Origin of the sequence: Paenibacillus sp. FSL L8-0435, assembly GCF_037965655.1 — a bacterium.
Taxonomy (GTDB): Bacteria; Bacillota; Bacilli; order Paenibacillales; family Paenibacillaceae; genus Paenibacillus.
Window position 1 is genome coordinate 1,269,195 of record NZ_CP150185.1, and the last position, 20,616, is coordinate 1,289,810.

The 20,616-nt window shown below is 45.5% G+C and carries 21 protein-coding genes; 10 read left to right on the forward strand and 11 right to left on the reverse strand.

Translation table 11 applies throughout. The features are described from left to right. Positions 1 to 265: 265 nt before the first annotated feature. The 3 genes from NST33_RS05660 to NST33_RS05670 all read left to right on the forward strand — a co-directional run bounded on the left by NST33_RS05660 (position 266) and on the right by NST33_RS05670 (position 3,564). Positions 266 to 1,543, forward strand: coding sequence for a methyl-accepting chemotaxis protein (locus NST33_RS05660; RefSeq protein WP_221819020.1), 1,278 nt, complete (start codon positions 266 to 268; stop codon positions 1,541 to 1,543). Positions 1,544 to 1,742: 199 nt separating this feature from the next. Continuing rightward, a complete protein-coding gene (locus NST33_RS05665) occupies positions 1,743 to 2,588 on the forward strand; it encodes a hypothetical protein (RefSeq protein WP_221819021.1) in 846 nt (281 codons plus the stop codon). A 268-nt stretch (positions 2,589 to 2,856) separates the two neighbouring features. Next, positions 2,857 to 3,564, forward strand: a complete 708-nt coding sequence (locus NST33_RS05670) for a stalk domain-containing protein (RefSeq protein WP_221819022.1) — start codon at positions 2,857 to 2,859, stop codon at positions 3,562 to 3,564. Positions 3,565 to 3,648: 84 nt separating this feature from the next. On the opposite strand, the gene NST33_RS05675 is transcribed toward NST33_RS05670, so the two are convergent. Then, positions 3,649 to 4,623 (reverse strand): ring-cleaving dioxygenase, encoded by a 975-nt coding sequence (locus tag NST33_RS05675; protein WP_221819023.1) that lies wholly within the window; start codon positions 4,621 to 4,623, stop codon positions 3,649 to 3,651. A 264-nt stretch (positions 4,624 to 4,887) separates the two neighbouring features. On the opposite strand from NST33_RS05675, the gene NST33_RS05680 reads away from it, so the two are divergent. Then, positions 4,888 to 5,649 (forward strand): TIGR02206 family membrane protein, encoded by a 762-nt coding sequence (locus NST33_RS05680; RefSeq protein ID WP_221819024.1) that lies wholly within the window; start codon positions 4,888 to 4,890, stop codon positions 5,647 to 5,649. Positions 5,650 to 5,791: 142 nt separating this feature from the next. Here the strand turns inward: NST33_RS05680 and NST33_RS05685 are convergent, their stop codons facing one another. The 3 genes from NST33_RS05685 to NST33_RS05695 form a co-directional block, all read right to left on the reverse strand. After that, positions 5,792 to 6,586 carry an SDR family NAD(P)-dependent oxidoreductase gene (locus NST33_RS05685; protein ID WP_076214533.1) on the reverse strand — a complete coding sequence of 265 codons (795 nt, stop codon included), beginning with the start codon at positions 6,584 to 6,586 and terminating at the stop codon, positions 5,792 to 5,794. A 209-nt stretch (positions 6,587 to 6,795) separates the two neighbouring features. After that, the gene (locus NST33_RS05690) at positions 6,796 to 7,059 is read right to left on the reverse strand and encodes a YqkE family protein (protein WP_036612099.1); all 264 of its coding nucleotides are present in this window, start codon (positions 7,057 to 7,059) and stop codon (positions 6,796 to 6,798) included. Between the two features lie 483 nt (positions 7,060 to 7,542). Beyond that, entirely contained in the window at positions 7,543 to 8,190 is a 648-nt protein-coding gene (locus NST33_RS05695; RefSeq protein ID WP_221819025.1) for a peptidylprolyl isomerase, read from the reverse strand. 257 nt (positions 8,191 to 8,447) lie between these two features. On the opposite strand from NST33_RS05695, the gene NST33_RS05700 reads away from it, so the two are divergent. Continuing rightward, entirely contained in the window at positions 8,448 to 9,662 is a 1,215-nt protein-coding gene (locus NST33_RS05700) for an MFS transporter (RefSeq protein WP_339308621.1), read from the forward strand. A gap of 102 nt (positions 9,663 to 9,764) precedes the next feature. Here the strand turns inward: NST33_RS05700 and NST33_RS05705 are convergent, their stop codons facing one another. The 3 genes from NST33_RS05705 to NST33_RS05715 form a co-directional block, all read right to left on the reverse strand. Then, positions 9,765 to 9,956: a hypothetical protein gene (locus NST33_RS05705; RefSeq protein ID WP_221819027.1), complete on the reverse strand. Its 192-nt coding sequence runs from the start codon at positions 9,954 to 9,956 to the stop codon at positions 9,765 to 9,767. A gap of 39 nt (positions 9,957 to 9,995) precedes the next feature. Next, the gene (locus NST33_RS05710; RefSeq protein ID WP_221819355.1) at positions 9,996 to 10,367 is read right to left on the reverse strand and encodes a hypothetical protein; all 372 of its coding nucleotides are present in this window, start codon (positions 10,365 to 10,367) and stop codon (positions 9,996 to 9,998) included. Between the two features lie 121 nt (positions 10,368 to 10,488). After that, the gene (locus NST33_RS05715) at positions 10,489 to 10,650 is read right to left on the reverse strand and encodes a hypothetical protein (RefSeq protein ID WP_221819028.1); all 162 of its coding nucleotides are present in this window, start codon (positions 10,648 to 10,650) and stop codon (positions 10,489 to 10,491) included. Positions 10,651 to 10,795: 145 nt separating this feature from the next. Here NST33_RS05715 and NST33_RS05720 point away from each other — a divergent pair, with 145 nt between their 5' ends. Both NST33_RS05720 and NST33_RS05725 read left to right on the forward strand, forming a co-directional pair. Next, positions 10,796 to 11,077, forward strand: coding sequence for a hypothetical protein (locus NST33_RS05720; RefSeq protein WP_017690238.1), 282 nt, complete (start codon positions 10,796 to 10,798; stop codon positions 11,075 to 11,077). 153 nt (positions 11,078 to 11,230) lie between these two features. Then, entirely contained in the window at positions 11,231 to 13,129 is a 1,899-nt protein-coding gene (locus tag NST33_RS05725) for a HAMP domain-containing sensor histidine kinase (RefSeq protein ID WP_221819029.1), read from the forward strand. Positions 13,130 to 13,203: 74 nt separating this feature from the next. Here NST33_RS05725 and NST33_RS05730 read toward each other — a convergent pair whose 3' ends face one another. Both NST33_RS05730 and NST33_RS05735 read right to left on the reverse strand, forming a co-directional pair. Continuing rightward, a complete protein-coding gene (locus NST33_RS05730) occupies positions 13,204 to 13,446 on the reverse strand; it encodes an NHLP leader peptide family RiPP precursor (protein ID WP_091015589.1) in 243 nt (80 codons plus the stop codon). 54 nt (positions 13,447 to 13,500) lie between these two features. Further along, the gene (locus NST33_RS05735; protein ID WP_221819030.1) at positions 13,501 to 14,448 is read right to left on the reverse strand and encodes a hypothetical protein; all 948 of its coding nucleotides are present in this window, start codon (positions 14,446 to 14,448) and stop codon (positions 13,501 to 13,503) included. Positions 14,449 to 14,667: 219 nt separating this feature from the next. Here NST33_RS05735 and NST33_RS05740 point away from each other — a divergent pair, with 219 nt between their 5' ends. Next, entirely contained in the window at positions 14,668 to 15,405 is a 738-nt protein-coding gene (locus NST33_RS05740) for a hypothetical protein (RefSeq protein WP_221819031.1), read from the forward strand. A 38-nt stretch (positions 15,406 to 15,443) separates the two neighbouring features. On the opposite strand, the gene NST33_RS05745 is transcribed toward NST33_RS05740, so the two are convergent. Continuing rightward, positions 15,444 to 16,697 carry an acyltransferase gene (locus tag NST33_RS05745; RefSeq protein ID WP_221819032.1) on the reverse strand — a complete coding sequence of 418 codons (1,254 nt, stop codon included), beginning with the start codon at positions 16,695 to 16,697 and terminating at the stop codon, positions 15,444 to 15,446. Positions 16,698 to 16,872: 175 nt separating this feature from the next. Beyond that, positions 16,873 to 17,868: an LCP family protein gene (locus NST33_RS05750; RefSeq protein WP_221819033.1), complete on the reverse strand. Its 996-nt coding sequence runs from the start codon at positions 17,866 to 17,868 to the stop codon at positions 16,873 to 16,875. 184 nt (positions 17,869 to 18,052) lie between these two features. On the opposite strand from NST33_RS05750, the gene NST33_RS05755 reads away from it, so the two are divergent. Both NST33_RS05755 and NST33_RS05760 read left to right on the forward strand, forming a co-directional pair. After that, positions 18,053 to 18,604 (forward strand): undecaprenyl-diphosphatase, encoded by a 552-nt coding sequence (locus NST33_RS05755; protein WP_221819034.1) that lies wholly within the window; start codon positions 18,053 to 18,055, stop codon positions 18,602 to 18,604. 208 nt (positions 18,605 to 18,812) lie between these two features. Continuing rightward, positions 18,813 to 20,549, forward strand: a complete 1,737-nt coding sequence (locus NST33_RS05760) for a methyl-accepting chemotaxis protein (protein ID WP_260632570.1) — start codon at positions 18,813 to 18,815, stop codon at positions 20,547 to 20,549. The last annotated feature ends 67 nt before the right edge of the window (positions 20,550 to 20,616 follow it).

A 20,616-nucleotide genomic window follows, 5' to 3' on the forward strand; every position in this document is an offset into this window, starting at 1 on the left:
CATTTAAGCAAAATGGATGCCAATCTAAATCATTTGTCCTCTTGTGCCGATAATAAATAAAATTAGGGATATTAAATTGGGATATTATTCAATTTTTAAGAAAGGGAGGGGGGCCAAGCTTGTCTTATACATTATGCGCTTTATGATAGAGAAGTCATGCATGAACGGCAAGTATGGGAGGAATAGAACGTTTTCAGTGATGTATATCACATGATATTTGGTACCTGATTGGTAAAATAGGAAAAAAGGACTACGGGGTGTGCACATGAAATGGACTTTAGGAGCAAAGACTGTCGCAGGTCTGGTACTGATTTCGATTATTACCTACGGAACTAGCGGCTTTTTTATATTTTTTGTCAAAGACTGGATTACGTTAGATATTCCGAATTGGGTGTACATATCGATTATCCTGATCATGGGAGTATGCTGGAACGGGATTCTGGGATGGTTTGCCTCACGCTGGCTGACTCGTCCAATCGTTCACCTGTCCCGGGCTGCACAGCAGGTTTCAGCGGGTGACCTGACAACCGAAATTCCGCAGCGACGCACGCAGGATGAACTTACCGTATTATATGATGCTTTTCGCGCAATGGTTTCTAACCTTCGAAGCATTGTAAATGATATTGCAGACAGCACAAGAACGACTTCACAGAACGCACAGTCTCTGAGTGAAGCGATTACCCAGGCCGCGGAACAGATCGAGATGATGTCGGATGCGGTGGATCATATTGCGGTAGGCGTAGAAGAACAGAAGGTCACTTCCCATCAATCTCTGATCACTGCGGATGAGATGCTGAACGATTTCCAGCGTATGCATAGCCAGTCCATGGACATGACAGAGATGTCCGGTCAGATGGAACGATCGGTGGATCATACTAAACAGACTTTTTCATCGTTGATGAAAGGGATGGACGAGCTGGCCGAGTCGCACAATCGTTCCCGTGACATTATGCTGCTGCTGGAGAAGGAAGCCTCCGATATCGAGGTAATTACCCATTCTGTCAAAAACATTGCTGAGGAAACAGGGTTACTTGCCCTGAATGCTTCAATTGAGGCTGCACGAGCTGGAGAAGAGGGTTCTGGTTTTGCAGTCGTGGCGCAGCAGATCCGCAAGCTGGCAGACGAAAGTAAGGAATCGGTACATCGTATTAATGAGCTGATAAGTCGTGTGCAGCAACGGATCAGGGAGACAGCCCAACTGTCTCATGAGCAGCATGGTCTCGTGGTCAATGAATCGGAGCGGACCATCTCTGTGGATCAGACGTTGCATGAGCTGACAGGCACAGTGGAAGTATTTATGAAGGGTGCTCATGATATCGGTTCCAAGATCGCGGAACAGACCGGTCGCGTGGAGCAAACGCACGGTCATGTGAAGAAGATCCAGGGGAAAGCCGGATCGTTCTCGGATGAGGCGAGACGAATTATGGATGCCGCACATGAAGAGACAGCCATCATGGAGGAGATTTCATCCTCGGCTGAAGAACTGAGACAATTAACCGATCGGTTATTGGACAAAACCAAAGCGTTCCGGATGCAGCCTTAAGCTGTGTTCGGGATTTTTTTTTGTTTTTGGAGAACAGTTTTGGCATGAGAATTTGCTTATTCTGGTTAAAACCGAACGTTCTTTCGTGAAAACGAAAATTTGTAAAGATTATTTTATGAAAGATTAACAAATTCGCAACTTGCAAGCGATAAATGAAGATATAATAGGATTATCACAACAGATAAAGGAGCCCAGTATATTGAAAACTTGGACAGGTATCCTGCTGATGATTATTTTGGCGGTAGCTACGATTAGTACAACTTCGGCTGCCAGAACCATGAATGAATCGCAAAAACAGCTTAACATAGATGATCAATCCAGCCAGACCGCAGTGGTCGAGGCTTCCAATATAGATAAAATGCATGACACAACGAAGACAACACAGGAATCCATTCCCGTGAAAGAGGAATACGTTTCGGTAGCTCCAGAGAATAAGAAAGTCAGATTATACCCTATGAAAGTTGAGGGTTCAGGTTATATATATAACGGAATGATTCTGGAAGTGGACGGCAAAACGCGAGAATTTAGGGATTGGCAGGGAGAAGGTGGGTCTTACAAACCCGAAGTGCACGAGCTGGATCTGAATGGAGACGGCCAGAAAGAGATTATTGTTCTGTACACGGAAGGTCATGGAACAGGTATTTATTTAGGACAAGCACGTATCATTAATCCGGTAACGCTGGAAGAGATGAAGATGCAATCTCTGGATGAGATTGCGAAACAACATGTGAAGTCGAAAGTTACGGTTAGATCAGACCGTGTGGATGTTGATGTCACCGTTGATGGCGTTCAAGCAGAACCTTTACGGATCGAGGAAGATACGAGTGGCGGCGTATATAACGAAGAGTTGGGATTCGGTGGAGTAACCTATTACAGTATAGAAGATGGCCAGCTTGTCGTATCAGCAGCAGGATCTTACGGTGCGGCTTTATATGCCGGTGATCTGACATTTACTTATGAGTATCAAGATGGTGAGTGGAAGGCCGTAGATTTGAAGTACAGTATGGAAGTGTATGAAGAAGAATATTATGAAACTTTTGATTAATGGTGTCATGTTGATATCGTAATACAACGGGAATTGAAAGTTCTCGAGTGTGGAGTTAAGTGAACATCTGACAAGAATATCTTCCTTACTCCGTATACGGACAGTGGGAAACAGGGCGAGGCTGAAAAAAATCGGGACATACAGCCTCGTTTTGTGCTGCCCGGAAATAGGCACTGTGCACTAAAAATGCAGGAAACAATTGACTTTATCACTTTAGTCGTTTAAATGTATAAAGGACAAATCATTTTAACATTCAGGAGGGATTTTGATGAAGAAAAAGGTTGTACTGGGTTTGATGGTAGGCACATTAACGCTTGGAATCGGAACAGGTGCACTCGCAGCAACAGGACTGGAACAGATTAAAGCCTATCTGAACAGCAAGATTACGCTAAAAATGAATGGTGCCACGGTGACAGCCAAAGATGCAAATGGTAAAACAGTGTTGCCTATCACCTACAACGGAACGACTTATTTGCCTGTACGTGCTGTAGGATCCTTGCTTGGGACAGAGATCACTTATGACAGTGCAACTTCATCCGTCCTGATTGGTGGGAAAAATGAAACCGGGCCAGTAACCAACGATAAAGTAACACTAAGTACACTGGGAACGACGGTGTTGGGATCTACCGCATGGCATACCAAAGATCCTGCGGAGACTACTTACAAAGGCAAGGATTATAAAGATGTATATCTGCATACAGATTCCGTGAAGCAAGGAGACGACTTCCAGATCATGACGGGCAAAAAGTATTCTTCCCTGCATCTGGAACTGGCCGCTCTTCAAGGGAATCAGGAGATACAGGTAATCAACCAGGACAATACGGTTCTCAAAAAGTTGAGTATATCGCCGGGAAGCGGATTGGTTAGCCTTGACGTGGATGTATCGGGCACTGAAGCTGTGTTTGTTGAGATTGTTTCAGAAGATCCAGGTTCATCGCTATTTGTACCTCTTACAACATCGTATTTGGTTAAATAAAATAGACGTAATAAAAAACGATTATCAACAATGGTGTTGCTGGATCAAGTCCATAACACACATGGTGATAATCGTTTTTAATGTTTAACGAATGACGGTATCCAGCGGTTTGAGATTGGCTTCAATCTCGGCGCGGCGACCTTCAAGGAATGGAGGCAAAGCAAGCGATTCACCCAGATGCTCCAATTCTTCGTCTGTATCAAATCCCGGACCATCGGTTGCAAGTTCGAACAGAATACCGTTTGCTTCACGGAAATACAGGGAGCGGAAGTAGAAGCGATCTACAAACCCGGAGTTAGGGAATTGGAAGTTACGAACCCGTTCCACCCATTGTTTCAGTTCTTCCTCATTATCCACACGGAACGCAACATGGTGTACGCTGCCACGTCCAGGACGCTCTTGGGCAAGGTCATTCCGTTCCTCAACATGCACCTCGGAGCCGCTGCCACCTTCACCGGATTCAAAAACGAGTACATCAGGTTGACCTGGAGTAAAGGCAGGGTAACTTCCTTTAGCTCTGAAACCGAGCAGTTCGGTAAGAACCGGAGCGGTAAGGGAAGCATCTTTTACCGTAAGATGGATAGGGCCAAGGCCTACAACGCCATACTCGGCAGGCACAGGGCTCTGATCCCAGGGTTTACCACCAGCGACACCTGTATTATTTTCATCCGAGACCAGAATCAGACGTTGTCCTTCAAAGTCTGTGAACGAGAGTGTGGCACGACCACCCCGTTCAACAATCTCTCCATGTGGGACTTCGAATTCGTCAAAACGCTGCTGCCAGTAAGTAAGTGCCGCATCACTTGGAACGCGCAGTGACGTGCCAGATATGCTGTTCACACCTTCACGAGTCTGTCCGGCCATCGGAATCTCGAAGAAGGTAAGTTCGGTACCCGGATTGCCTTTCTCATCGCCATAGAAGAGATGGTAGACGGACACATCGTCCTGATTGACCGTTTTTTTAATGAGGCGCAAACCCATGATGTTGGTGTAGAAACGATAGTTCTGATCGGCATGTGCTGTTAGAGCTGATACGTGGTGAAGTCCTTTGATTTGCATAATAAATTCCTCCTAGATGAAATGGGATAGTGTAAAAGTTCAGTTGAACATTTTTTGAGTTTATTTAAATTTATTCTTTATTAAGAAAGTTACTAACTTTTCGTTTGTTTTGGTTCTGGATTTATCTTAACATAAAGATATTTAAATTACAATGCTTATTTAGAATTCCAACTGGACAGCATTTTCATTCAATGGCAAAATGAAAAAGTTAACATTAAAGAGAGATAATGTTGGTGAGATAATCGAAAAGGAGAGAAGAGATGCGTGGCGTATCCACCATGGCTGGACCCTTATGACGCAGAGCCGTTTATCCTGTTCTCCCGTTCACATATCGTTTCAATTAGCGTAATTACAGCATGTATTGTACTAATGTTTTTGCTTCGACACCATCTTCGATCATGGTCAGAGAGGGCACGCCGCATACTGCGAATCGCTCTGGCCTGTGTCATGTTTGCCTGCGAAATCGTGCTGCAACTCTGGTATGTGTATGGAGGGATTTGGAGCCTGCAGACCTCACTGCCGCTCGAACTATGCAGTCTGTCTCTGCTATTATCGGCGTTGTTACTACTGACACGCAGTCGACTGTTACATTCTGCACTGCTGTTTGCAGGTATTGCTGGAGCCCTTATGGCGATCCTGACGCCTAATCTGGGTTATGGTTATGCTCATTTTCGATTCATTCAATTTTTCGTTGCTCATGCCTGTATCATTATGGCCTTACTATACATGACCTGGGTGGAACAGCTGCGACCTAGCTGGAGATCTGTAACAGGTTCGATGATATTTGTGAATGTGGCAGCATTAATCGTATACGTTGTAGATATTATGCTTGACGCGAATTATATGTTTTTGAGACACAAGCCGAGTACACCCTCGGTGCTTGATATGTTAGGTCCGTATCCCATGTACATCCTTGGGGAAGAGATACTTGCGCTAGTTTTGTTCTCGCTGATGTACATTTTGCTCTTTGCCATTCCAGATCGGTTGAAGCATCGTGTGAAAAAAGGTAAAAGCTCCGCGGTATAGGGATAATCCTTGTAGTTGCGCCTGCGCCGCATTATAAACTCTATATAAATAAAACATCCCGCAGTAATCTGAATGGAACGAATCAGATCGCTTGCGGGATGTTTGGGCGTTGTCCCTGAAAAAGGCCAACTTATATTTATATTTATCCACGGAGCAGAGATTCCGCACCATCCACATAGATTCGTGTACCTGTAACATGAGAGGCTTCATCGGAAGCGAGGAACAGAACGAGGTTCGCCACTTGCTTCGACGTTCCAGGTTCGCCCTTGAGCGGATGTTCATGTCCTTCGGGGAATTCAACAGGAATCTGCACTTCTTTCAGATCATCCGACGGGTAGGTGTTATCATCAATGTTGGTATCGATGGCTCCTGGGCAGACAGCGTTAACACGGATCTTATAACGAGCCAGCTCCAGTGCGGCCATCTTCGTAAACGCAGTTTGTCCTGCTTTGCTGGAAGCGTATGCAGAGAAACCGATCCCTGAGAAGACCCGGTTACCGTTGATGGAACTGGTAATAATGATGCTGCCGCCATGTTCTTTCAGATGGGGGATGGCATATTTGACGGTTGCGAAGGTTCCGCGCATATTGATCTCCATCGTCTGGTCCCAGTCCTCGATGTCCATGGTTTCGATCGGGGCCATCGTTCCGTTGATGCCAGCATTTGCAAATATGATATCCAGTTTACCCGCTTCAGCCGCAGCCTGATTGATCGCCTTCTGCACATTATCCGGTTTGGAGATATCACATTCGATCACATACGCTTCTCCGCCAGCTTTTTCAATCGTCTGCTTGGTTTCCTCCGCATTTTCGGGTGTGCGATCCAGCATGTACACTTTGGCTCCATGCTCGGCGAAACGAATAGCGGTCGCCTGGCCAATACCCGATCCACCTCCGGTTACAATTGCGACTTTTCCTTCCAAACGCTGTTCAGTCATCTCTGATCCCTCCGTATGGTATAGATTGTCGTTGTACGCTCTACTTTTACATACCCGGCTCAAGACTGATGAATCATATGTGTATATATCAAAAAGAACAGGACCGCAACGCGGCCCTGTTCTGGAACAGATCAACTTCATCATCTGTCTGCTGTTAACTTATTTTGGCATGTGAATGGTGGGAAACTCATTCAAGTCATGTCCGATACTTACTTATGTTTCTTCCAGTCCATTGCACTGTTATTAAGCAAATATTCGAAGTCGTTATCCCGGCGCTTCTGCTCCGCTTGGCGAGCTTCTTCTGCTTGCTGACGTTCCTGTTCTTTAAGAGCCGCTTCGGCAGCCTTGGCTTCATCCGCCTGAGCTTTCAGCTTCTCCAGCACATCACTGCTAAGCAGATCCTTCAGTGTTGTGGGTTTATCCTGTGCTACTGCTGCTTTGGGAGCAGGAGTGCGTTTTTTGGATTTTGCCATAGGAAAATCTCCTTTCCAAACATGAATCAGGTTCCATTTATCGTACAGTAGTCATAGTATATCAGGTTCCCGTAAAGCATTCCATGAATCTGCGGAACAAAAGCAGGAAAACGAGTGTTGCGTGACGAATGAAAACGGGTATAAAATCATATACTATTACCGATACTGCGACTATTCCCTGGAGAAAGGAGTCGTTGTTCGTGGAAGTAAACCGTGGTTTACTGAAAGGGCTTGCATGGGGCGTTGCCTTTAGCTGCCCGTTATGGATTGCGATTATCGGCTGGTTACGTTTGATGGGATGGATGTATTGAGGATGATGCCGGAAGAGGTCATTTTTTATAAAGTCATATATGTAACCGTTATCATTAAAATCAATAAATAAAGCTCTGCCTTGCGACATTCGCACAGGACAGAGCTTTTGTTTGTTTAGAGCTCATTACAAGTCATACCCAAGGATTATCATCCGTTTGGCATGGATATTAATTAAGGCATTTTTACCGGTTCTGGATACTCCAGACCGTGGGTGTCTACCGTAACTTTTTTCATAACTTGATCGGTAACCGGTTTGTCACCTTGACCTATTTCCTGAGCAGCAATACTATCAACAACTTCCATACCTTCGGTTACTTTACCGAAGGAAGCATAGGCATTATCCAAATGATCCGCGTCAGCTAACATGATGAAGAACTGAGAACCAGCCGAATCCAAATTATCTCCGCGTGCCATGGAAATGACTCCGCGGGTATGATTCAGGTGGTTTTTGTGACCGTTGGATGTAAATTCACCCTTAATGGCATACCCTGGGCCACCTCGACCATTACCTTCTGGATCTCCGCCCTGAATCATGAAACCTGGAATAACACGGTGAAAGATTGTGCCATCATAGAAACCCTGATTCGCTAGTGAAATAAAATTGTTCACCGTATTGGGTGCAATTTCGGGATATAGCTCAATGACGATCTTCTGGCCATCTGCCATTTCAATAGTAGCTACTGGATTGGGACCCGTTGGTTCAACTGGAGCTGGTGTTTCTGTAGCGCCACTCGAAGGGCGTCCACAACCACTAATGACGATAAGCAGCATCGCGAGTACCAGCGAAACTACTGTATTTTTTTTCCATGTTAAAGACATGAAAACGTTCCTCCTTGCATCTCTGCATCATATATTTTCTCCAAATCCCTATTTGGATATTTACCCAACTATCATACCGTTTTTGTGGACAGGATGGCAATGTAATACATGTGTTTGTGGTGAACAAGGGATGGCCTTCATGGAATGATGGGTGTAAAATAAGGAAAATGCTTCCGCATCGGGGACGTACGGGTCTGTTCCGTCCGCTCCAATACACGGCAGTCCCGGCGTCAGTAACGGAAAGGGCGTGTGGGTATATGAACTTCTCGTGGAAGCGCAATCTGGTCATATTGTGGATTGGTGTATTTTTTTGCAGCACCGCGTATTCGATCTCGATTCCATTCCTGCCCCTGTTTCTAAGTGCTGACTTGGGGGTTCGTGATCACCTGGAGTTATGGTCAGGATTGGCCTTCGGTATTACGTTTCTGGCGAGTGCGCTCGTGTCTCCTTTCTGGGGATCACTGGCTGACAAATACGGGCGTAAGCCCATGCTCATCCGGTCGGGATATAGTCTTGCCGTCTTGTATTTAATTAATTACTTCGTGCAGGACCCCTATTCACTGATTGTTGTTCGATTGTTCCAGGGTCTGCTTGCAGGGTTTGTTCCAGCAGCGATTGCCCTGGTTGGCACGAATACACCGGAAGAGAAGACAGGGTATGCACTGGGCATTATGTCTACAGCGGGAGCAACAGGTGGTATTATCGGACCGTTAATCGGTGGCGTGGTCAGCCATTATTATGGTAACCGGAATGCATTTTTGTTTTCGGCCATTGTAGTGCTGGTCTCTGCGATCATCGCAACCTTCTGGGTAAAAGAGGAGAACTTCAACCGGAACAAGGCGCGTTCCCATGTCATGGATGATATTCGTGAAGCGAGAGCGAATCGGCTGTTTATGACAGTGCTTGGCATGATGGGCATATGTACATTCTCTGTCATGATTCTGGAGCCATTATTGACGGTCTATGTGATGGAGATGGGTGTGCAACCTGATCGTGCCTCACTTAGCTCGGGTATTATTTTCTCCGCGGTAGGTGTAGCAACAGTCATCATGGCACCGCGCTGGGGCAAGATTGGTTCAAGGATTGGATACGGTAAAGTGCTGATCATTGGACTGGTTGGCGGAGCTATAGGTAACCTTCTGCAGTTCTTCACAACAGGGTATATCGGATTCGGTATATTGCGGTTTGTGTACGGTTTATTCTTTGCAGCTGTATATCCAGCGATTAACGCCATGATTGTGCAGGCTACCGCATCGGGTTTCAGGGGAAGAGCATTTAGCTTGAATCAGTCCGCTGCCCAAATTGGGACGATGGCGGGGCCGATCATTGGTGGTGTTCTCGGTGGCTGGCTGCCGATTCGCTGGATTTTTATCATTAACGGAATTGCATTGTTAATCACTGCAATTGTAGCGAAGTGGTCTGGATTGGATCACAAGCTGCCTGGAACAAGTAAGGTTGCTGCAAAGCGGTGACGCTGAATTGCGTACAGAAAGTGGACTGAAAGGTAACAAAAAAGATGACGCTGTGAAATTACAGACGTCATCTTTTTTAAGTCTACTACGGATCTATATAAGTTAGTCATCCGAAGAGGGCTTACGAGAAGCCTTCTCTTTGGGAATAGCATGCTCGACCGCATCACGTTGATCCTCATCCTCAAGTGCTTCGGGGAAGGAGTCCTCAGTGAACAGTCCGAAGTCCGGGTCAATATCCCGTTCGGTCACGAGATTATCCGGTTCATGCACCTGCTTTTGGCGATCTTCCTTCATCGTGTATGCACCTCCTCATTCAGGATGTCATAACAGCTGTTAATGGCGTGGTGGAATGTCGTTCTCGGGTTTGGCGTCCGCACCAGCACCATTAAGCAGATCGGTACCATGCAATGCATCCGGATCGGGTGCAGCAGGATCAACCGGACTGTTCGGTTGCAGAAGATCTGCATCCGGTACAGATTCCAGCGGTGTCTCAGCCAAACGTGAATCCAATTCCGGCTCGTCCACAGCGGCTACAGCTACGGGTGCCAGATCCGAATCTTCCGTTACAATCCGTCTGCCGGAAACTTCATCAAAGCTATCCATATCGCCTTCCGGGACTTCCGTCTCTGGGGGAATATCGCGGGACCTCTGATAACGGTCATAATAGCGGTCGCTCTCTTCGTTACTAATTGGTTTGTCAGACATGAGTAACACTTCCTTTCATTGTCGGTTGTCCAAAGCTTCTTACCCCGTAGTTACCCAAAGCGCTAGTATTGTAATCTTGCACAGGTTATTATCTCCGGGTGTTCACTACGATATGAATGCCTTAGAATTTGGGGAATACATATTTAACCAAGAAGTATAAGAATCCGAAAAAGATAATGACATATGCGGCATATTTAATAAATGTGGAAGCGACCATACTTGAATCCGACTTATGCTGAACATCCTTATGTTCCACCTCAACCGTACGATGTGGCTCATTCATTGTAATCATCTCCTTAGCGTGTTTGTTTGCTTTGAGAAACCATTACACCCGGAGCAAAGGATTGAATCGCAGCCATCGTTTTTACAGCTTTTCCTGTTTTGCCTATGTTATGATGAAGCTTGAATATGTAAGGGAGGAATTTCATGTGGACTGGTTCACACTGGGCAATATGATCACACGCATTCGTATCGGGCAAAAGGCTTCCACACCCGGGTTCTCCCGTACCGTCATCCGTCGTCCGGATGGTTTGTTTTGGGTAGGTGGTATATGGTCCGGGCAAGTTGTTCAGTTACGGGATTTCCTTTTTTCCGACATATGGACCATCTATGATGATGAGGAGACAGAGCAGTGGCTTGAATTTCGGAGTCAAGTTGAACAGAAAGAACGAGAAATGATCGTGAACCAGTTCGAAGACTTGCGTGATTAATCGAATATCTTTAACAATAAAATGGAAATAAGACTATAAATCGACTTAAATGTGAAATTTCATTTTATCTCAAGAAGGTGACGTGACAAACGGTGGCGAATGATAAATGAGAGAATCTAAGATAGGGAAAATTAGAACTTTGAGGTGCTGTGAATGAAAAATGTGCCCAAAGCTATCGTCATCTTATGGATGAGTGTATTGATTATTCTAGGCATGCCACATGGGATAGTCTTTGCAACTACAGGAGTGGTTCAGCAATCTGTATCCATTACAGGATGGGAAGTAAAATGGGGGAACGTCGACGATCAAGGGTTCATCAGTGAGGTTAAGGGAGCAGACGAGATATGGGAAAAGCAGGGCAGCGATAAGTTAGAGTATAGCAATACGGATCGCTCGAATTCTTTATGGACTCGCCTGACCATTCCTGAGTTGAGTGAGGAAAGTTCAGCCATTCGATTTGAGAACATTAAAGGCAATCATATTGTAGTTTATCAGGAAGACCGCAAGGTCTACGAGAACTACCATTACAATTATGATAATAATGCTGTGCTGCTGCCCTTATCCAGCGAAAATTCAGGTGACACGCTCTATGTATGGTCGCAAAATGAGAAAGGCCGTCTGGGGATACAAGGTACTGTTCAGGTTGGACCTTATGCCGCGTTACAGGAGAAATATATTCATAACGGACTTATTGATGTAATTTTGGGCGCGACCTTTGTCTTCACAGCGATTACGATGCTGAGTTGTACGTTCTTCCTTGGCAAATTCCATAAGGGATTATGGATCTCGCTATGCATCGTGATGGGTTCCATCGGCACGATGATCATCACGTACTCGCAATTTTTGTATACGTTCTATCAGGTATATGGTGACCTGTATTCCGTAGTATTTGATCTGGCGATGCTGCTGGGTATGCCAGCGCTATGTTATTTTTTTGAACAGATTATCGGGCCAGGACTGCATGGAATCTTCACCAAACTGCGAAAAATACTATTCATATATTCAGTTATCGCTGTGTTCTCTTTATTTATCTATGTTACTTCAGGTGGGCAATGGGAGATCCTATACAATCTACTCGTACAGCGTGTGGTTGGTATTGTGCTGGTCATTCTGCTAACAATCCTGTTGGTTGGTACCATCGCCAAAGCGTTGCAACGAAATCGGGAAGCTATGCTGCTTGCGACGGGATTCGGTACATTTGCCTTGATCAGTGTGGCTGAACTGTTGTGGTATTATCAGCGGAGTGGGACGTATCATCTGTTATGGTGGAAATGGTCCATGGTTGCATTTGTGATCTCGTTGATTGCCATTCTCGGAAGTCGTTTTGCCGAAAAACATACTAAAGTTCTAGAGTATTCCAAGGAACTGGAGCTGTTTAACAATGAGTTGCAGCGATCCGAAAAGATGGAGATTATTAGCGAACTGGCTGCTTCCGTTGCCCATGAAGTACGTAATCCGCTTCAGGTGACAAGAGGCTTCCTGCAACTTATGACGGAACAGGAAGACAACAAAAACAAGGGGTATGTGCGAATTGCACTGGAAGAACTTGATCGGGCTTCGGGCATCATAACGGATTTTCTTACCTTTGCCAAACCTGAGTTTGACCATATTATCTCGCTCAATATCTCGGATGAGTTCAATCATATTGAAGGCATTCTTGTACCGATGGCTAATCTGGAAGGTGGTAGAATCACCACTGACATTCCGCCAGATCTATATATTCGGGGCAATTCCTCGAAGTTCAAGCAGGCTTTTATCAATATTATCAAGAACAGTATTGAAGCTCTGCAGGGACAAGGCCAGATTGATATCTGGGCGTACAAGCAGGATGGAATGATTAAGGTGCATGTCAGGGATAACGGAGAAGGAATGGACGAGGAAGCACTCTCCCGGTTGGGCGAGCCTTATTTCTCCAATAAAATCAAAGGCACAGGCCTGGGCATGATGGTGACATTCCGAATTGTTGAAGCGATGCAAGGACAGATCAGCTTTACAAGCACCAAAGGGGTAGGAACAGAAGCGGTTGTATCTTTTGCCGAGTTCGTCGATTGACGAACTCACAGAAGGATACAGCGGCTTTTTTGTTCCTACCCCTGATTTCTTACATTACCAATAACTCACCCGGTTTAACTTCTCCACGGTCCGCAATTCACATCATAATTTACTTTGGAAGGATTGGGAGGTATGACAAGCACATAGTCATTCTGCTGCTCCTCAACAGTACGTACCTGAATGTGCTCCGGAATTACGATGCCAAACGCTTCACGAAGCGCCTGCTTCGGATTGGAGTGCAATTGTTGTCTGAAGTGCTCGTCAGTCCAAGCCTTTTCAATAATATCCTCATGCAACGTTTTCTCTGATACCATCATCGTCAACATTCCCTTCATATTTAAAATTAAACTGAATCAGCTTAGTCCTTATGTTTATAATCCCAACTGTTGCTCGCTAATCCAGTGATGAAACCCGCCTTGGAGAAGCTGTTTCTTCCGTTGTGTAATGTCCTGAACAGTTTGTACTAAAGTGCTGCATAAATAAGAATTAAACGCCTCAAGATGCGATATTCCTAAGTTAGACGATGTTAGTATACGATTATAGTGATAAGCAATGTCTACGTAAGAGTTCATGAGTTGTGTATTGTATACATTGTCATGTATACGTTCGCTTAGAGGATGAACTGGATAGTTGTGATTTAGTGCTGCGGATATGTGGGAGAGGTAGCTGTTGTAGTTTCCATGCACAGCATCTTGTTGCGTGTCTGTGAAGTCATCGGTCATCTGGAGAGTCATGAGTGTGATGTTGATGGCAGAACACACCGGGATGATCCGGTCGGACTGATTCTGAAGAAGGAGTGCACCAGTAGCTCCAATGAGGAGAGGGGCAGCCTTTTGCGCAATCAACAAGGGATTCTGCTGGAAATAATCAATGGAATGCTCACCCGTAACACTCAAGGCCCAATCCACTACATATTGTCTGAAATAGACCCAGAACGTGGAGGAAGGATTAAATAATACCGAGTAAGATTGAAGTGCATCCATGTAATATAGATTACCCAGGGATAACTTCAATGTGGCATTCTCCGGTTGTTCATCCATCACGTCGTCCTGATTCAGAAAATATAACATGTGAATGAGACAGGCTGTACTTAATTGGTGTGCTTTCTCTGGGGGTAGTTTATCTGAGTGTCGCATCCAAAGTGGAATGATGTACCCGATGTAGCTGTGTCCCGAATCTTGTAACAGCGGATTAACCGAACGTAGCTGCTCTAATGCATGTCCTGACAAGGGTTCGGGATATTCCCGTACGCGTTGTTCCGCTGAAGCAAACACGACCTCCAGATCAGATCTAAACGGATCTAACCAATCTTTCCGCATTATTACATCTCGTCCTTCCTGCGATAAGATGACTAAGGACTGTTCGACTAGATCATGAAGTTACATTTAGTATAGCGGAAATAAACTGAAAAAAATAGGATTTTTTGTGATCAATTGTGAGAAAAATGATGACTTTTTGTATTTTATGGCATAAAAAAGTGGATTTTAGGTTCAAACTAGGAAGGCACAGGATTTCGACATCGGAAAGGCGGCAGAAAAATGAATTTGAAATGGAAAACATGGATGGCAGCCGGATTGGCAGCCGTAGTCATAACAGCAGCAACAGGGCATGTAGCATTCGCTGATTCAACGGTTCGGGCTGAGGAACATGAAGATGCGTCAAAAGCTTCTTCCTCCGGCAAACCAGCGAAGCCATGCATGCAGGCAGGACATGGTCTGTTTATGATTGGTGAGACAGCAGACTTGCTTGGGATTGGACTTCGGGATCTGAAAGAACAGATGGAACTTGGCAAGACGTTGTCCCAGATTGCGAAAGAGCGTAAGGGACTTAGTGAGGAGCAGTTATTGCAGAAGTTGAAGCCTACACTGGCACAGCGTCTGGATCAAGCCGTAGAAGAAGGTTGTCTCACCAAGGAACAAGCTGCAGCCACGAAGGCGGACATGGATACCAAGTTGAAAAAGGTCATCAATACCCCGCTGGGTGATTTGCGGCGTGAATTTGCCCACCATGGCAAACGTTCCATGGTAGATAAGGGCGAAATTGCCCGGTTTATTGGAGTCACTCCTGCGCAACTGCACGAGCAGCTTCAGGGAGGGAAGTCCCTGGCTGAGATTGCTCAGGCAAAAGGCATTAGTGAAACGCAGCTGGTGGACAAGCTGAAGGAACAATTAACGGGTGATCTGAAGAAATTTGTGAATCAGAAGGGCAACGTGCATCCAGCCCCGGGTCCCCAGGAACCTGTTCCTGGACGATCAACTTCGAGCGAAGTGAAATAAAGAAGAGCGTCTCCTTGAGGGGACGCTCTTCTTTATTTTTAAAACGGCTCACTCGTTCCCGGACTGCGAGTTGGGCCGGGTGACGGAGTTCGCTCAGGTGAATTTCTTTTGTCCACAGCAGCTGATGAATTAGGTATAGAACGTGGTTTACGCATTAACCCTACGGTGAAACGTGAGCCAGGAAGCTTGGATAGCGCCCAACTGATTGCAAGAGCAATACCAACGGTTACAAGGAACGATAGCAACGTTACAGGCAGATGCCATCCACTGAGTTGTAGCGGTCTGGTTACATAAGCGATCGCGTAGATCACCAGTGCATGAACCAGATATCCACCAAATGAATAGCGGCCAATCCAGGCTAAGAGGCGCTGAAACCGTGTATCTTTGCCCTGCATCACTACAAGGAAACCATACATCATAAACATCTGAGCCATAATGATCAGGAATGTGGTTGGTTTCAGATAGGTCGAGATATTCAGATTAACAACATCCCCGGACCCACGCAGCACATCGTATCCAAGCCATATATACATCCCTATGAACAGACAGATCGTCCATGGCAGCACCTTGGTGGTCCAACTCCTCCAGCTATCCACTGACCAGGCACACACGGCACCCAGTAAAAAGTAGAACCAGTACATCACCCATGAATAGGAGCGATATTGCAGCAACGTTGACCAAGGCTCAGACATGGATTCTGTCCAGCCCCCCATATTATAGTAGGACCATTGCATAAGCAGGGCATATAGTGCTGCTGCAAAGAGAATTAGCCCCATAATGACTTGCATGGGCGTGAAACGTGAGGTGTTCTGGATACGTCTCTGAATGGCTTTTGCTCCTGTCCAGAACAGGGGGAACAGAATATAGAACTGAAACACCATAATGACAAACCAGAGATGATATCCCGTCTGTGGTATAAATAGTTCACGAACAAGACTGCGCAAATCGGGTATGCCTCCACGCCAGAACGCGGGAGTGAAGATACGGACAGCAAGCCAGTAGATCAGTGTCCATACGACAAACGGCATATAGATATCGCCAAATCGCTTTCGAATGAAGCGAGGATATTCCGGTTTGGTGTTACGGTGATGGTAAAACAACAGTACACCCGATAAAAATACAAACGTTGGCGTACCAAATCGGGTCAGATGATAAATCATAGTCAGCATAATGGAATCCGGTTGTTCAATATCAGCACGATAGATATACTCAGCGATACTATGCTGCATGACGATTGCCAGAAAGGCAATGCCCCGCAGTTCGGTCCATTCCGCTATTCGCGGTTTTTTCACATTATAATCCTCCCTCCAGAAACCGGAGTTCATCCTATAAGGGTAGCTGTTATACATTAAGACTGCATTAAATGGAGAAAATAGGTACTAAAAAAGACGGCTGTGGCCGTCTTTTCTGTCGATATATCACTCAGGCAGATCTTGTTCAATCAATGCTCCAGTTTTTTGATTGTTTTTAGTTCAGGTCCTCTGATGATGGAGTCTCCGAGGACGCGGCATCTTCTTCAAACAGTTTCTGAATGTAGGACTGGAGTTTCGTTACATCGACACCCAGCACCTGTGCTGAGCCCACGAGTTCATTGGTGAGCAGCTTATTTGGAGGAATCTGCTGCTGATCGATATCGTTCACATGGATATCGAAGCCAAGTGATGCGAGTTTTAACATCTGGGTTGGACTAAGGTCCGTCTTAATATAGGGAGCGATCGCTTCCAGGATATCCGGGATTTTGAAAAGTGACGTGGTGCTCTGCATTTTCTTGGCCAGCTGGGTCATGAAGATCCGCTGCCGTTCGGTGCGCGTAAAATCCGAGGTGGCATCATGCCGGAACCGAACATATTGCAGGGCGGTCTTGCCGTCCATATGCTGCAATCCTTTTTTCAAGTCAATGTCGTACATATGTTTATCTGCTTTACTGGTGTAATACATGTCTTTCTCCACATCGATCTCAATACCGCCTACCGCATCAACAAGTGCCATGAAACCTGTAAAGTCTGTGTAGACATAATGCTGGATGGGAATACCGAGCAGATCACTTACGGTTTGTTTGGTCAACTCCGCACCCCCGTAGGAAAAGGCTGCATTAAGTCTGCTTTTGCCATGCCCGGGAATTGCGACATAGGTATCTCGCAGTACGGAGAATAGATGGGCTTTCTTGGTGACCGGATCAATGGAAGCGACCATGACCGAGTCCGAGCGTCCTGCATCGTCGCCTCTTGAGTCTCCACCAAGGAGCAGAATGTTCACCCGTTCCTGGCCCTCCCATCTGGGAATCGTTGTCGTTGGTGTGTCTGAATCGCTGTCTGTGCCGGAAGAGGACGAGTTGGATGAAGTCCCGGAAGCCGTGGAGATGCTATTGGCAAAATGAACAATCGAATATCCGTAATATACAACGACACCTGTAATCGCAAGTGCCAGGGTCAGGGCTGTACCCCATAACCATTTTTTAAGCATAATCTTCACCTTTCTATGATTGAACTGATATGTAACCCAAACTAGTTTAACAAAAAGAAAGCAAAAAGTCCTCTTTGATTTCGTAACATCGGTCAATGTGAGGAATGTTTGACAAATAGTTAGTGTATATTTATTATGTAAAAACTAATCTTGTTTTGTGTAATGGGGGTATTAAAAGTTAGTTATGAATCAATCACTATTTAATTGGATTAATCAGTATGCAGACCAAATACCGTTTCTGGACTGGTTTATGATCACATCATCCGAGTATGCGGTTTGGGTCATGATCGCACTGCTTGTTATCGTATGGTTTCTCGGCGAACCATCGAAACAGCGAATTGTTTTCTATGCCTGTGTGGCATCCATTGTAGCGCTAGTTCTGGCCAAATGGGGGATATCACCAGCGGTCGGTCATCCAAGACCTTTTGTAGAAGGGACTGTGCATCAGCTGGTTGCCCATGTACCTGATCCTTCTTTTCCAAGTAAACATGCTTCCTTTGTATTTGCTCTAGCGGCTGCTTCATTCTTTATTGGACGTCGCTTCGGGTTATGGATGTTGTTACTCGCTGTGTTGACAGGGGTGTCGCGGGTATATGTTGGTGTACATTATCCAGGAGATATTCTGGGAGGATTCATTCTCGGAAGTCTGCTTAGTGTGGTTCTGATTACAACACGCAATTATACCAAGTCGATTCCCGACTTTTTCATTAACATACACCGACGTGTTTTCCAGTAATGTCTGATAAACAATGTCTAGTGAAGTGGTGGTAGTTTCATTGAATGAAAGAAGTCTCTTAATCTCTGGTTCTGCCAAAGATGGGAGGCTTCTTTTATGTTATGTTCGAAGTTACAAGAAATTTAGAGAAATTGAATTCTAACATCTACAATTCATGACTACAGGTGACGATATACTATAAATATGTATTATTTGAGGAGTGGGACACATGGAAGACACGCGGGGAAACATGTTGGGGAAATTGAAGTTAACGATTCGAGGCAAGTTACTGACTGGTTTTCTCATAGTCGTAGCTTTGTTGATTATTGTAAGCAGCTATGCGCTAATTCAGATCCATGAAATGTCTGGCAAAGCCAATGATGTGGATCAGACCTGGATGCCGAGTGTAAGCCTCTTGGGCTTGATGAATGGTGACATCTCAGACGTAGAACGATTGGCGCTGGCGATTATCGTTGAACAGAACGAAGATGAAACAGCTAAGTTAAATGAAGCATTACAGCTGCTGCTTACGAAGATTGAAGGTGAGCGTAAACAGCTGCTAACGTTCATTGAGAGCAATGATGAAGCGATGAAGCTCTACAATGATTTTAGTACGAATTATGATGCTTATGTGGCGAAAATGCCAGCATTTATCGAATTTGGTTTGAAGAACAATTATGAAGAGTCCAGTCGTTTACATACAGAGGCTTACCCGATGTGGTACACAGCAAACGACTCTATCACCAAGTTAATCACTTTAGGTAATGAAGGATCAGACGCGGCAACAAATGAATCGGTTGTGATGGCCGAAAATACATTTAATGTAATTTTGGCAGTGACGATTTTTGCTTTCCTGGTTGCGATATTCATTGCATTCTTCATTGCAAGTATCATCTCACGTCCAATCAAAAAGATGAATGAAGCGGCCATGGCTATTGCCAATGGTGATCTGACGGGTGAAACGATTGTGCTCAAGAACAAAGACGAATTGGGAACACTTGCGGCTTCTTTCAATACCATGAGTGGCAATCTGCGCTCCATGATTGAATCGGTATCGATGACTTCCGAACAGGTAGCTGCTTCATCGGAGGAGCTTCTTGCAAGTGCAGAGCAAAATACTCAAGCCTCGGAACAGATTTCCCAAACAGTCGAGGAATTGGCTGTAGGTACATCTGATCAAGTTGATATTGTGAAGCGTTCTTCACAGGCGATGAATGAGATGGCTCTTGGATCGGAGCAGATTGCCGAGCTTGCTCAGAGTGTATCCGTATCTGCTGTGGATGCGGCGAATCAGTCTTCCGAAGGAAATATGATTATTCAGCAAGCGGTTGAACAGATGGGTTCTGTTCGAAATTCCATTGCTTCGCTGACTGAATTGGTTACAGGGCTGGGGGAACGTTCAGCAGAGATTGGAACCATTACCGAGGTAATCAACAACATTGCCCGGCAGACTAATCTGCTTGCACTGAATGCAGCCATTGAAGCCGCACGAGCAGGAGAGCATGGACGTGGTTTCGCCGTAGTTGCGGGAGAAGTGCGGAAGCTCGCTGAGGAATCTTCCACATCTGCGCAAAGAATTACGGATCTCGTTCAATTGATTCAGAAAGATACGGATCATGCTGTTCAGGCAGTTAAAGTGAACAGCAGTGAGACAGAGTCAGGAATCGAGATGGTTACTGCGGCAGGACAAGCGTTCGAACAGATCTCGGATGCGGTCAACAAAGTAGCGGGTGAAATCCAGGAAGTATCTGCAGGTTCAGAAGAAATGTCGGCGAGTACAACTGAGGTTGTAGGCTATGTACGCCAGATCTCCAACATTGCCGGAGAGGCAGCGGGCGGCGTTCATAATGTATCTGCCGCAACTCAGCAGCAGTTGGCTTCCATGGAAGAGATCGCTTCATCCGCAGGTTCATTATCCAAAATGGCGGAAGAACTGCAGGAGCAAATTAACAAGTTCAAAGTGTAACTAATGAGATATTCCGATACTTAAGGTATACAGGAGCATATTGATGGTCAGAATGCCATTCGATTTG